Source organism: Methanolobus zinderi, assembly GCF_013388255.1.
Lineage (GTDB): Archaea > Halobacteriota > Methanosarcinia > Methanosarcinales > Methanosarcinaceae > Methanolobus > Methanolobus zinderi.
Genome location: NZ_CP058215.1, coordinates 860748 through 873406, shown reverse-complemented (window position 1 = coordinate 873406; position 12659 = coordinate 860748). Strand labels below are relative to the sequence as shown.

The 12659-nt window shown below is 46.6% G+C and carries 15 protein-coding genes; 2 read left to right on the top strand and 13 right to left on the bottom strand.

Annotated features, from left to right (window positions below):
- Window positions 1–79 precede the first annotated feature (79 nt).
- From HWN40_RS04390 to larB, 6 genes are all read right to left on the bottom strand, one after another.
- Window positions 80–550: a hypothetical protein gene (locus HWN40_RS04390; protein ID WP_246275972.1), complete on the bottom strand. Its 471-nt coding sequence runs from the start codon at window positions 548–550 to the stop codon at window positions 80–82.
- Window positions 551–626: 76 nt separating this feature from the next.
- Window positions 627–1310: a molybdenum cofactor guanylyltransferase gene (locus tag HWN40_RS04385; RefSeq protein WP_176964604.1), complete on the bottom strand. Its 684-nt coding sequence runs from the start codon at window positions 1308–1310 to the stop codon at window positions 627–629.
- On the bottom strand, window positions 1273–3246 hold the full coding sequence (locus HWN40_RS04380) for a DUF460 domain-containing protein (RefSeq protein WP_176964603.1): 1974 nt from the start codon (window positions 3244–3246) through the stop codon (window positions 1273–1275). Before HWN40_RS04380 ends, HWN40_RS04385 begins: the two co-directional genes overlap by 38 nt.
- A 33-nt stretch (window positions 3247–3279) precedes the next feature.
- Window positions 3280–4176, bottom strand: coding sequence for an RIO1 family regulatory kinase/ATPase domain-containing protein (locus tag HWN40_RS04375; RefSeq protein ID WP_176964602.1), 897 nt, complete (start codon window positions 4174–4176; stop codon window positions 3280–3282).
- A 67-nt stretch (window positions 4177–4243) separates the two neighbouring features.
- The gene (larC, locus tag HWN40_RS04370) at window positions 4244–5428 is read right to left on the bottom strand and encodes a nickel pincer cofactor biosynthesis protein LarC (protein WP_176964601.1); all 1185 of its coding nucleotides are present in this window, start codon (window positions 5426–5428) and stop codon (window positions 4244–4246) included.
- A 74-nt stretch (window positions 5429–5502) separates the two neighbouring features.
- Window positions 5503–6291: a nickel pincer cofactor biosynthesis protein LarB gene (gene larB / locus HWN40_RS04365; protein WP_176966276.1), complete on the bottom strand. Its 789-nt coding sequence runs from the start codon at window positions 6289–6291 to the stop codon at window positions 5503–5505.
- A 168-nt stretch (window positions 6292–6459) separates the two neighbouring features.
- Between larB and HWN40_RS04360 the strand changes: the two genes are divergently transcribed.
- Entirely contained in the window at window positions 6460–6669 is a 210-nt protein-coding gene (locus HWN40_RS04360; protein WP_176964600.1) for a hypothetical protein, read from the top strand.
- Window positions 6670–6683: 14 nt separating this feature from the next.
- Here HWN40_RS04360 and HWN40_RS04355 read toward each other — a convergent pair whose 3' ends face one another.
- Genes HWN40_RS04355 through HWN40_RS04345 form a run of 3 tightly spaced genes read right to left on the bottom strand, consistent with a single transcriptional unit; the run spans window position 6684 to window position 8310 of the window.
- Window positions 6684–7103, bottom strand: a complete 420-nt coding sequence (locus HWN40_RS04355) for a DUF2111 domain-containing protein (protein WP_176964599.1) — start codon at window positions 7101–7103, stop codon at window positions 6684–6686.
- 47 nt (window positions 7104–7150) lie between these two features.
- Complete coding sequence (trxB, locus tag HWN40_RS04350; protein ID WP_246275971.1) at window positions 7151–8068, bottom strand: thioredoxin-disulfide reductase; 918 nt, start codon at window positions 8066–8068, stop codon at window positions 7151–7153.
- Entirely contained in the window at window positions 8068–8310 is a 243-nt protein-coding gene (locus tag HWN40_RS04345) for a glutaredoxin family protein (RefSeq protein WP_176964598.1), read from the bottom strand. Before HWN40_RS04345 ends, trxB begins: the two co-directional genes overlap by 1 nt.
- 144 nt (window positions 8311–8454) lie before the next feature.
- Between HWN40_RS04345 and HWN40_RS04340 the strand changes: the two genes are divergently transcribed.
- A complete protein-coding gene (locus tag HWN40_RS04340; protein ID WP_343044097.1) occupies window positions 8455–9159 on the top strand; it encodes an AIM24 family protein in 705 nt (234 codons plus the stop codon).
- Between the two features lie 53 nt (window positions 9160–9212).
- Here the strand turns inward: HWN40_RS04340 and HWN40_RS04335 are convergent, their stop codons facing one another.
- The 4 genes from HWN40_RS04335 to hsp20 all read right to left on the bottom strand — a co-directional run bounded on the left by HWN40_RS04335 (window position 9213) and on the right by hsp20 (window position 12618).
- Window positions 9213–9926: a UPF0280 family protein gene (locus HWN40_RS04335; RefSeq protein ID WP_176964597.1), complete on the bottom strand. Its 714-nt coding sequence runs from the start codon at window positions 9924–9926 to the stop codon at window positions 9213–9215.
- Window positions 9927–9984: 58 nt separating this feature from the next.
- The gene (locus HWN40_RS04330; RefSeq protein ID WP_176964596.1) at window positions 9985–10377 is read right to left on the bottom strand and encodes a 4Fe-4S binding protein; all 393 of its coding nucleotides are present in this window, start codon (window positions 10375–10377) and stop codon (window positions 9985–9987) included.
- Window position 10378: 1 nt separating this feature from the next.
- Window positions 10379–11881, bottom strand: a complete 1503-nt coding sequence (locus HWN40_RS04325; protein ID WP_176964595.1) for a homocysteine biosynthesis protein — start codon at window positions 11879–11881, stop codon at window positions 10379–10381.
- 203 nt (window positions 11882–12084) lie between these two features.
- A complete protein-coding gene (gene hsp20, locus HWN40_RS04320; protein WP_176964594.1) occupies window positions 12085–12618 on the bottom strand; it encodes an archaeal heat shock protein Hsp20 in 534 nt (177 codons plus the stop codon).
- Between the last annotated feature and the right edge of the window lie 41 nt (window positions 12619–12659).

Here is a 12659-nt window from a genome sequence, read left to right as displayed (position 1 = left end):
ATATTTTATTTGATATAAACTTTAGTATTTTAGGCTGACAGTGTCAAATCACAGAGCATAAGTCACATTCACAACATTGTTAGATACCAGATACCGACTTTCTGATCTCATGTACGGATCTTACCCTGTCCGCATCTTCACCAACAAGACACATTCCCTGTTTATCCACTGCCCATACACGGCATCGACCTTCAATGTCCCCGGGGACCTTTTCAGAAGGGATCTTTTCTATATCAAGACCGCAAGAAGCAAAACCGGGATAATCATCGGGATTTAGTTCCATGATACTGATAGCTTTTTTCAGATCAGACAGAAGGGCGTTAGCATCCTCTCTGTCCCAGTTCCTGATCCTGGAATAGATCACACTTAAAATCGCATCAGCCACATCCCTGTTGGCAAGTATCTTGTTCGATAGACAGATCGACGCATTATCATAACGTACCTCATCATCGGGACCCCTGAAGCAGAAGATACCTTCCTCCACCATTTTTACAAGATCAAGCGGTTCCCCCAGCTCGTAAATAGCATTCCTGATCACGGAGATATCCACATCGTACGTATCGGAGATTCTACTGATAGCTTTCTCGATGACCAGATCCTTATCAACATCCTTTATTTTCGTAAAATCACCTGGGTTTGTCCTTTCCGAGCATATCCATATCCCGGGCTGTGTTTATATTGGTAAATGAAAGAAGGTCTTTATCTATCTTAGATATTTCCTCACTTTCCAGAAACAGTACATCATCAAGTGCGGAAACAGGAGCCATCACCGACCTTAGACCCTCACCCACACACCTCTTCGTCTCAGAGAGCATGGGCTTTCTCCTGTACACCGCATGAAGTGGTTCTTTCTGCCCGGAGCTGTTTACCGGAAGTACTGCATCATGACCTTCCAATCTTTCGAAAAGCAGGTTGATAAGCTCCCCGTTAAGATAGGGCATATCGCACGCCACAACAAAAACATATTCACCTGATGCTTTTTTGAATCCTTCAAGCATACCCCCGAGAGGACCGATGTTTCTGAGCTTATCTATCACTGTTTCTTTTCCACAGACATACTCCCGAAACAGGTCGAGCTGTTCTTCATCCCTGAATGATACTACAACTTCGTCACTAACAGATTCCAGCACCTGCAGAGTATTTTCTATAAAAGTTCCTTCTTCCAGGGGTAACAATGCCTTCTCATATCCGTTCAACCTTGTTCCAAGGCCACCGGCCAGCAGAATTGAGGATCTTGTCACAGGCAAATCCCTCTGAAAAGTAGATATGAAATCATACGAGACCTCTTCTGCGTTCACTTCTGTATTCATCCAGAATTGACTGGAATTGTTCATGATCCTTTTCCTTGCGACGCTCCCTGGCCTTCTCTTCCCATTCAAATATCGCCTTATCAAGTGCTTCCGGATCGATGGTGGCAAGGTCATCCACCCTCTGCAGTTTCAGACCCCTGATCACAGGGATATCGGAATCATAGAAATACTCAAGGGCTGCATGAGGCATTTCTTCCGAGATGAGTACCGCCCTGACACCCGAATCCGCAAGTATGGAGGCTGTGACCGGGCCACCTCCACTCGGATCTTCAAGATATACAAGATCACCTTCCCTGATACCATAGGTGTCCTTTGTATGCTGTATTGCCTCCTTTGCAAAGGAAGCGATTATCTTCACAGACAGACCCTCACCCCTGATCTCCTTTTTATGAATCTGCTTGATACGTTTGGCCCGTTTGCGTTGTCTTTTGAGGGATTTGCGAACCTTCTTAATATCCCTCTTAAGCCGCTCTATCTCCCTGTCCCTGATAACTATTTCCTTGTCCTTGCGGACCTTCTGGTAACTTTCACTTCTTATCTTCCTGATCCGCATCTCAAGATTTTCTATGGTGCGCTCTTTCTGGTTTGATTCGTACTTGAGTTCCGCCACATAGTCCTTGAGCTGTTTTATCTGGGAGTTCTTCTGGTTTACCTCATCCCTGAGCTTGCGGACAAGATCGTTCAGAGCCGTCTCTTCTTCGGATTCAGGCTCGGGTTTTGACTCTTTCCTGACCACCGGTGAGGGCGTTATTTTCTCAATGGCATCCTCGATGGAGGCACCATGGATAACATGGAATTTCACCTTGTCAATATCAAGATGAGCAGGAGTCTTCTTCTCCACCCTGGAGAATACATTTTTGTAATTCTTATAAGTGGTCAGCGCGGCTGCAAGTGCATCTCGCTCATGATCGTTGGAATAACCAAACGGACGGGCCAGGGCTATTTTTTCTTCCGCCCGAATCTCCCCGCCCGGAGTGCCTATGACAGCATTGAAGCTGCGCCGTATCTTCTCAACAGCAGCAGGAGTCGGGAAAACATCAGTGGCTACAACTGCAGGTTTACCATAATCCGCTATCAGCTTGACAACTTCATCATGCGATATGCCCCGTATGCTCTGCAGGAAAAGTAATTCACCTTCAAGGGAAAGTATTGCCATACCAACGGTTGTACCGGGATCTATACCCACTATGGTATACTTTCTGCCTTTCTTTTTCAGTGGCAGATACTTTATCTTGTCCCTTTCCACACTTTTTACCGTCACCTGTACATCAGCCGTAGATGAAGGTTTCACAGGTACCCTGTCCCGCCTTGCTCTGACAGTGTATTCTGCTCTTACATACCCCCCGAAACCTTCGGTAATCTTGGACGTATACTCAAAACCCGTTTCCCGGGAGAACTTACGCAGTATGTCCTCTATCTCCCGGCTTTTTTGCCTCACAGCACCATGAACCTTCCTACGGTAGCGGTTCTGGCTCCAGCCGCCTCTGCCAAGGGAACGTGCCCTGCTGACCTTGATCTTAGTAAGGTCCTCAAAGAGCGAGACCTCACAGCCAACGCCGAGACTTGCAAGTACTGCACATGCTTCTGCTTCCTCATTGGGATTGAACTGATTGAATGTAAAATTGTGTTCCCTGGCAAGCCGGGTCAGGGGTCGCTGGTGAATGCCACCTGTAACCTGGACGAGTTTGGTGTTTTGCGGCAGTTTTTCCAGAAAACGGATAAGGTTCCGCTTATCAGCCGCAAGTTCGTAGATATTGTCCACAGCAATATATACAGGACGGTCTCTCTGGATCATGCGGAGAATCTTATGTCGGCGAAGCATCGTGTGATGGACGACCTCACCTTTCTCCAGAACAGCTACGGCGTATCTTGGTGCTTCCTGGGCCCTTGAGGAACCCTTTGCAATATCGATCCCGTAAATAACCCCATTTTGCATATATATTTGATTTATGTTGGTGATGTAATATAGTTATGACTCTTCAGATGCCTTTATTTCGTCAAGTATTGCCGGAATATCCCTGTCCAGGTCGTACTTGCGTTTGAAATACTCCAGAAGATTGCGGACATCCCTCTCAAGCAGCTCGTCGGCATGCGGATGGTTCGTCTCAACATATTGTGGCCAGTCAATGATCTGCACGCCTCCGTCATATACAAATACATTATACGCGCTGATATCCGAGTGAATAATACCTTTCTCATATGTTTTCTTCAATTGATCCATTATACGGTCAAAGAACCAGCCCGGATCCTCAAGCTTTGTTCTGTAGAGCAGGTCACCTTCTGCAATTTCCATGACAAGAGCATGTCTGTTATTATCAATAAGTCTTGGAACGGACACATCAGGATAGAGCCTGTTCATGATATCGGCTTCCCTTTTTGCGGCAAGCCTGGCTGCGTATATCCATGAAAAGTGTTCCTTGTTCTCGAGATGGGAACGCACACGTTTGACGCTCTTGAAGCTGGTCCGCCCCTCCCTGTGAAATTTTATGATGACACCCTGCAGCTCTCCCAGACCAAGTTCCGGCTCCTTTATGGCCTCAACAACCACGGATTCCTTACCGACACCGATCTCATCACCAATGGCACTTATTGTACCCCTTTTAACAAATGTGTTCACAGCAAGCGTATCATATGCATCGAAATATATCTGGTAGCCTTCATAAGGTGCATTTGTCATCACTACAAGATTTTTCTTTTTCAGCAGCCTCAACTTATATTCCAGAGTGGAGAATGGTATTTTTGTGATCTTGAGCAACTCATCCATGGGCACCCACTCATAGTGCTTCATACCCACTTCGATACCCTGTAGTATGCGAAGGTCCTTGCTGTCAAGTTCTTTGAAAACTTTTATGACGTCGCCTATCATTTGCTGTGTGATTGTCGGGATTGTTTACATGATTTGTGGTAAAAAGTACGATTTTTAGATGAAGTATTCAGAGGAACTTGTTCCATGCTTCCTCCTCAACCCTTCTGATAACTTCCTTCAGCGGTAATTTCATCTGTTCCGCAACCCTGCGGCAGTCCTCGTACTCTGCAGACATGTGCAGGATCTCACCGCTTCTGTCCTGTGCGATCTTGACCGCGACGGTAAATTCCCTGGAACCGAGCATAATATCCACACTGTCCATCCTGCGATCTGCAACATAGCGGTGTTTGGTGGAGATCACCCGTATACCGAGCGTGCCCGTCTCCTTCATGAGCTCTCTGGCCACACGGTCACTATTCTCAGGCTTTGTGATCACCTTGATTATATGACCGGACCTTCCTTTTTTCATGGTCGCGGGTATGATCGTTACATCCCTTGCACCAACTGACAGGAGTTTCTCAAAAAGGCTCCCGAGGATCTCACCGGTCACATCATCCACGTTGGTCTCAAGCACCTCAATCGTGTCCTTTGAAAGCGTATCCTGCACGTCCATCATCATTGAGCGTAGTACGTTAGGATCTTCGGTATCCGCATCTCCCGCACCATAGCCGGTCGATCTCACTATCCCGCGCGGCAGGTCCTCCAGGGGTTTTGCAAAATAGGCAAGTATGGCTGCACCGGTTGGGGTCAGCATCTCCATGCTTCCCTGTCCGTAGAATATCAGACCACTCTGTCTGAGTATCTCAAGGGTTGCAGGTGCCGGAACCGCCATTGCACCATGTGCCGAGTGAACCTTCCCACCTCCCACATTGACAGGGGTTGTAAATACCGCATCTACTCCAAGTTCATGGATGGCAAAACAGGAACCGATAACATCCGCAAGCGCATCCTTCTGTCCGACCTCATGGAAATGCAATTTGTCAAGTGGCAGGCCGTGAACCTTTGATTCCGCTTCTGCCAGTATCTTAAAAACACCCAGTACACTCTGCTCCACAGCAGCAGGCAGTCCGACTCCTTTGACTACATCAACTATTTCGGAATAATGTCTGGAATGGGTCTCATAGGGTACATCTATCCTCACATTTACAGCATCAATACCCTTTTTGTCGACCCTGTCAACAGACACCGATACATCAACAGCGGATTCTATCAACTCACGCAGCTTCTGACTGTCAGCTCCAAGATCTATCAGGCTGGCAAGTATCATATCCCCGGCGGCACCTGAGAACGGTTCGAATATTAGAGACCTCATTTCATCACATCTGTAAATTCATCTGTTTGGATTTTGAAACAATTAACGCTGATGGAAAACATCCACAGCAAACATCATTCCCTATCTACATCCCCATTTCTGGCCTTTGCAACTGTATTTGCGATCCTGGCTGCAAAAGAGCCAGCCACGAAGCCCGCGTCAATGTTCACAACCGAGAGAACTGAACATGATTGTAACATGGAAAGCAACGCAGCCTCACCCCTGGCTCCCGCACCATAACCTGTCGATACGGGAAGACCGATGACAGGCACATCCACAAGGCCTGATACCACTGTGGGAAGAGTACCTTCCCTTCCGGCTGCAACAACGATCGAATCAGGCTTTTTCTCCTGGAGTTTTAGCATCTCACCCACAAGCCTGTGAAAACCCGCAACACCCACATCGTAGATGGCAATTGTCTCGCATCCCATTTCATTTGCCACCATTCGCGCCTCCTCCGCAACATCAATATCAGCGGTCCCGGCTGTGATAATAGCAACAACACCACCGGTTCTTGGAGCCGGGGTGCCGTCATGGACCACGGCCAATGTTCTGTGAAGGCTCCATTCAAGTTCCTCAGGATCGAAGCCAGCCTCCAGCGCTGCTCTGTGATCTTTTCCAAGGCGGGTAATCAGGACACGACCTGTTGCTGAGACCTGGGCCTTTGCTATCTCCACGATATCATCAGGGTCCTTTCCTTCCGCAAGTATAGCTTCCATGATACCTGTCCTGTGCTTGCGGAATATGTCCACCTTGGCAATATCCGAAACCGGGACATAACCCATGCACCTGATCTGCTCTTCCGCAGCTTCAAGGTCCATCTCGTTATTCTTTATCTTATTGAGTATGTTCTTAAGTTCCATCTTAAACTCCGATATTGGGTCCATGGGATAGTATAATTTAAGATAATCTGACATCAGTTATAGTTTTAATTTCATACCGTTGCAGATACATACAGATACATGTACTAACTCTGTCACAAGTAGAGAATCAACAGAAAACTATAATATACATGAAACTGAGTCTCCAATATGGAAGGACCACTTGAAAAAATATATAGTTTGCCGACCGCAGCCCTGATGATCGTTGGTATTATACTGAGTGCCTTTTTGTTCTACGCCATGATGAGGTCTGCAGAAAACGGTAATGTAGTTATGGTAATCCTGCTTGCGGTTGCTATCTCGATCGTTGCGTTTGTTGTGTCACAGGCTGTTAAGTTCCAGAAATTCAAAGACCTCTGAAAAAGAAATAAAGATCATTCCATTCTTTTTCTGGCTTCTTCAACTTCATCGACAATACCGGGATATTCCCGGAACATGGAAAGTATATCCAGAGCTGCGACAAGATCTACAACACCGATAGCCCCGATAGCTTCACCTGCAAGAGTTCTTATCGGTGCCACTATTACGGATTTTCCCCTGTACACCCCTTCAGAAGGAACCGTCCTGACCACTGTATTGGTCCTGATCACCTCTTCGAGTACCGGACCCGTATATTCCCTGTCAACGATAATACCTCTTTCCATCCGTATACCCCTGGAATTCATACTACGGATAGTTATGGGAATACCCAGCAGGGTGTGTATGGCTACTGCAATGGGTTCCAGATCTTCAGCAGTGGAATCTGCACATATCTTCAAACAATAAATGCCATCATTTTCATTGTTGCATTCCATTTTACATCATTCCATATGTGAGGGGAGGATCATCCCCTCTTCTGAGCTTATTCAAGACCCATGATATACTTGTAAGCCGATACTGCAGCAACAGCACCATCGGAAACCGCAGTGACCACCTGCCACATTACAGTTTCACGACAATCACCTGCTGCAAATATGCCGCTGACAGAACTTTGCATTAAACCATCGGTCTTGATGAAACCATTCTTGGTTTTTTCGACATCAACGATTTCCGTTCTGGGACTTATGCCCACAAAAATGAATACCCCGTCAATATTCATCTCTTTGGTCTCGTTCGTCTTCACATTTTTCAGGCGTACCTTTTCTACAAGTTCATCACCCAGGATCTCTTCCAGAGTTGTGTCCCAGATGAATTCGATGTTCTCCTTTTCAGTAGCCCTTTTCTTCAGGAGGTCACAGGACCGGAGCTCATCCCTTCTGTGAATAACGTAGACCTTACCGGCGATATTGGAGAGGATCAGAGCTTCGGTGATGGCTGAGTCGCCCCCTCCAACCACAATGACCTCCTGACCGGCAAAGAAAGGACCGTCACAGGTTGCACAATAGGAGACACCTTTTCCAAGGTATTTACTCTCACCGGGAACTCCAAGCCTTCTGGGTTCCGCACCTGTTGCCATTATCACGGCCTTTGTCTCTATTTCCTCGTCAAAGGTGATAATGGTCTTGCTATCACCATTGTCCTTTATTGTCTTCACCTCTGCAGCCTTCATTTCGACACCTGCTGCGGTGGCATGTGCCTTGAAATGCTGCATGAGCTCACGCCCTGAAATCGAGGGGAAGCCCGGGAAGTTCTCAATTACGCTGGTAAGTGATATCTGCCCCTGAACTATGGATTTTTCAAGTACGATAACATCCATGCCATACCGGACGGCATATATACCCGCTGCCAGACCTGCAGGCCCTCCTCCTATAATGACAAGATCATACATTGTACCGACCATCAGGTTACGACATTACTTGCCTGTTCTCTGTCAGGAACACCAACAAAGGCAACCTCATCATCAATGATGGTTGTGGGTATCGAACGAATATGGAACTTCTGGGCAAGCTCTTTTCCTTCGGGAGTATCAAGTTCGACCTCATTATATTCAAAGCCATACTTGTCCTTCAGATCTCTCCAGAGACTCTTTGCTGCCGGACAGAAATGACACCATTCCGAATGTACTAGAGTTACTTTAACCAATTATACCACTCCTTATGATTTTGTTGATTTTAGTTAGTATTGATATATCTTGTTCCAGATTATATAAATTTGTAGGCTCACAGAGCAGGGTATTAATACCACCTGTCCACAAAAACAGGAGTGGCTTAGAAACAGGAAAAGGAGTTGATCGGTATACCACGATATTCAGTAGAAGAGTTCATTGAACAAACCTCCCAGAAAGATCTGGGCGAAGGAAAGTTCGAACTGGAACGGGACAGATTGCTCGAAGTGAACCTCGATGGAAGGCTGTGGACCAAGAAAGGCACCATGGTGGCCTATCACGGAGATGTCAAGTTCACACGTGAAGGAGTGCTGGAACACGGACTCGGGAAATTCATGAAAGAAGCATTTACAGGAGAAGGATTGTCCCTTACAAAAGCCGAAGGAGAAGGCAAGGTCTACCTGGCAGATAACGGAAAAAAGATATCCATAATTAATCTTCAGAACGACTCATTCTATGTCAATGGTAACGACCTGCTGGCCTTTGAAGAGGGAATAGACTGGGACATCAAGCTCATGAAAAAGATGGCAGGAGTGGTTTCAGGGGGATTGTTCAGTATAAAGCTTGAGGGTACCGGCATGGTAGCCATCACTACCTACTACGACCCCATAACATTGAAGGTTAACAAGGATGCACCGGTCTACACCGATCCCAATGCCACCGTCGCATGGTCTGGTAATTTAAAGCCGGACATGAAAACCGATATGTCGCTTAAGACCTTCATGGGAAGATCAAGCGGCGAGAGCATACAGATGGCTTTCAAAGGAGAGGGTTTTGTCGTGATACAGCCCTTTGAGGAAGTAGCATACCTTACAAACACGCCCTGATAGAACAAAAAAATGTGAAATATCTTTTTTTAGTTCTTTATTTATTTTTATCATCAGGCCTTGGTGATGCAGTCATATCTTACATTGGCCCTTATAAGCTCAGGGACATCACCCCACAGGCCCATGAACTCACCCTGTATTACAATAGCACCTTTTATCCCCGCAACATTTCTCACAACCTCAAAAGCTTCCTGTACAGCTTCCTTACCGATCCCAGTTGCGTTACCCAGTGCCGTTGCTGCAGAATCCGCAAGGGAGACATTGTCTGAGAAAACAACCGCCGCATCTGCCATCCCGAAACTGATGGAGGGTCCGACAGTACCTGAGGATGTGCATACACCTTTAATGGAATCTCCCGGCTCAAGGGTAAAACCCAGATCCTTCAGTGGCGATTCACCTGCATATATACCCATGACAATCGGACGATCATTGATAACAGCGATATCGCCGCCATTGTCCACAACGGCAAAGGATGCTCCGTTTTCAACCATCTCTTCCACTGCCAGGGATGAGATGGTACCTGCCACAGCGCTCATGGGCCCGATGCCCATTGCATTTCCAGCCTCTACCAGCCTCCTGACGATCTCCGGGGCATCACCCTGCAGTTCATAGGGTTCCAGGCTTGTTTTGAAAAATGGGTCTGAGGATATATACCGCTCAAGCTCCATGCGGTGATGGACAATGGCCTTCTTGGCAGCCTCTATATGTGACTTTTCATCTGCCTGTATGCTGACGATGGTTTCTTTCAGGCGATAATTCTCTTTCATGTTAGATCATTAAAATAAAAAAATAGCCTGAAAGGCTTTTTGTTTGCTAATCACAATATTAACCGTTATCGATGAGGCTCAGGGCGTTGTGCGGGCACATTTCAACACAGGTGCCACACTGTATACACTTGCTCTTATCAACAAGAAGGCTGTAATCCTCATCCAGTGAGAACACTTTTGTGGGGCACACGGACATACAGGCACCGCATTCCACACATTCATCCTCATCCCATTCTATGGGAGTGTCAAGCTTTCTGACAACCGCACCTTTTGATACCAGCGCAGACTTCATCTTCTCGAAGAGTTCTTCCTGGACATCAGCAACGACCTCACCGTGTGAGCGGTCAAAGTGTGCCTGGGAAACGTTCAGGAGTACACCGGTCTCAACAATAGCTTCCGCAAGAATGGGTTTTGTGACAATCTCCGATGATATATTGATCTTTACTTTCATATCAGTGCCTCCTAGCATACAGTTTACTGATGTCATCACTTGTGATAATACCTATAACGTGATTCTCCTTGTTCAGAACCGGAAGCGCAGACACTCCTTTCAGATCAAGGCGCCTTGCCACAACATCCACACGCTCATCAGTCTTTGCGGTTATGACCTTTCTTGTCATCATATCTTCCACAAGGTCGAACTTGTCCTGGGAGACCGCTTTTGAGATATCCCATGCAGTAACAATTCCCACAAGTGAACTATCCTTACTCACCACAGGGAGATGATTGAATTCGGAATCCATGATGATCTTTGCAGCCTTGTAGACACTTGCATCCTTCTCTATCGTCACCACATTTGTGGACATGATCTCTGATACAAAACTAACGCCTTCTGTCTCTTTCATTGGTTTTGCCGAAGTATTGGCAGGCAGGTTCTCCACCGGCATGGATACGAAGAAATCACCCTTTGATATCCAGTCCTTCAGCTCGGCTGCAATCTTCCTGGCTTTCTTGAAACTGGAAAGTGACGATGTTGCAGCCTCTGTGCCGTTGATCTCAATTGATCCTGACTTCAGCTCCGCATACGTAACCTGACGCAGTGCAGGACGATCTCTGCTGGGTACACTGTAATCAAGTATATTAGTAGTGATGTCCGCATCCGTTACTGCTGTAGCTTTTGCTACATTCTCGTCGAGTACCGGGATCGGAATACCCATTCCCACATACAATGATGTACCGTAACCTGTGAAATTCGCAGCTCTGATGTAGTCCGAACTCATCTTCTTCATATCACCCTGAACCATAAGGGTGCCGAACTGGCCTGCGGATGCATGCTGCGTACCCTGTCCCACGATGTATCCCTGGGTACCACCAAGGAAGATACGACTGCCTGTTCCTATGGTACGGTATTCAGGATCATTTGAAAGAGGGGACAGTACACCTGCACCCGAATAGGTCACATTTCCGTATTTGGGAAGCAAAGAGCCCATATAGGTGTGAATGGTCTGCTTGGTACCATTGGTCGCTGCATTATACTTCTGATATGCATTCCTCGGATTGACCATGATCGCCTGGTTCATATCATCAAGGGCCAGTGAAGTATCAAGTATCTTGCGCGGATAACAGTCAGTCCCGTGGGAGATCGCATGCAGATCCACAGATTTACCTCTTATGAGGTCTTCCATCACATGCGCTCCGCCATATTCCATGCCAAGTGAGTCCGAAAGCTGTGTAGCACCCAGGAACGCATCCACGGCGGCCACACCCGTGTAGGCCTCAACATCGTTCATCCACACCTTCTGCATTTTGATCGGCGGCTCAGAATGGCCGAAATTGAACCATACTCCGGATGAACACATGGCACCAAAGGTACCTGTGGTCACAACATCTACGTCCCTGGCAGCATCCTCCGGTCCAAGTTCCGCAACGATGTCCACCATTTCCTCCGCTGTGACAACGTTGACACTGCCATCCTTTATCTTTGAATTGATCTCATGAATTGTTTTTTTAACCATGCACTATTACCTCGGATACCATGAAAGGAATAATTTAGACTACTATAAATTACTTATGGTAATTTGAACTGAAGGATTACCGGACTAAAACAAATATCAATATAAGCTTTTTATCTACCGGGCAGATATAATATACGGATGATAAAACGAAGCATACCTGCGTCTTAAAAAGAAGGAAAAAGGCAGGAATGAGGACCGTACTGTCAGTCTATTTGGATTAGTCGCTTTTTACCGAAGTCCTTTGCTGTCAGAATGACCTCAAGGACGCCGTTCCTGTAATTTGCCTGTGCGGTGTCAGGGTCAACAGTCACAGGGAACTCTACATGCTCAAAGTATTCGATGTCACCACTGGAAGCCTTCAGTTCCATTGAGGACTCACTGGCATTCACTTCGATATCACTTTTCTCAACGCCCGGCAGTTCTGCTACTACATGCACCATATCATCGATCTCAAAGATATCGATTAATGGCTGTGTTTGTTCAATACGGACCTGATGTCTGTTCTCCGGGCTAAGATCTTCTTCGTAGTCCGGCATGTTGCCGAACTCCCTGATCTCAGGTTCTTCCCCTGGACGTTTAGATACGGAAAAACCATAGACGAAAGGCTGTTTAGAAATGTCGTCCAGATCCAGCCCGAACTTTTCCATCATGTGTTCAATGATATCCTCTATATCTCTGAAATCCTCATCATCCGGGAACTTATCAAAAAATCCTCGTCTTTTTCTTTTGTCCGACATTGAAACACCACGTTGATTTAGGAATAAGCCAATTAATTAAA

Bases quoted from the DNA above. Each gene is read 5' to 3' on its own strand.
- HWN40_RS04335 (WP_176964597.1), bottom strand. From the start codon at position 9,926: ATGAAAGAGAATTATCGCCTGAAAGAAACCATCGTCAGCATACAGGCA.
- larB (WP_176966276.1), bottom strand. From the start codon at position 6,291: ATGGAACTTAAGAACATACTCAATAAGATAAAGAATAACGAGATGGAC.
- HWN40_RS04380 (WP_176964603.1), bottom strand. From the start codon at position 3,246: ATGCAAAATGGGGTTATTTACGGGATCGATATTGCAAAGGGTTCCTCA.
- HWN40_RS04385 (WP_176964604.1), bottom strand. From the start codon at position 1,310: ATGAATACAGAAGTGAACGCAGAAGAGGTCTCGTATGATTTCATATCT.
- larC (WP_176964601.1), bottom strand. From the start codon at position 5,428: ATGAGGTCTCTAATATTCGAACCGTTCTCAGGTGCCGCCGGGGATATG.
- HWN40_RS04355 (WP_176964599.1), bottom strand. From the start codon at position 7,103: ATGGAATGCAACAATGAAAATGATGGCATTTATTGTTTGAAGATATGT.
- hsp20 (WP_176964594.1), bottom strand. From the start codon at position 12,618: ATGTCGGACAAAAGAAAAAGACGAGGATTTTTTGATAAGTTCCCGGAT.
- HWN40_RS04325 (WP_176964595.1), bottom strand. From the start codon at position 11,881: ATGGTTAAAAAAACAATTCATGAGATCAATTCAAAGATAAAGGATGGC.
- HWN40_RS04330 (WP_176964596.1), bottom strand. From the start codon at position 10,377: ATGAAAGTAAAGATCAATATATCATCGGAGATTGTCACAAAACCCATT.
- HWN40_RS04360 (WP_176964600.1), top strand. From the start codon at position 6,460: ATGGAAGGACCACTTGAAAAAATATATAGTTTGCCGACCGCAGCCCTG.
- HWN40_RS04375 (WP_176964602.1), bottom strand. From the start codon at position 4,176: ATGATAGGCGACGTCATAAAAGTTTTCAAAGAACTTGACAGCAAGGAC.
- trxB (WP_246275971.1), bottom strand. From the start codon at position 8,068: ATGGTCGGTACAATGTATGATCTTGTCATTATAGGAGGAGGGCCTGCA.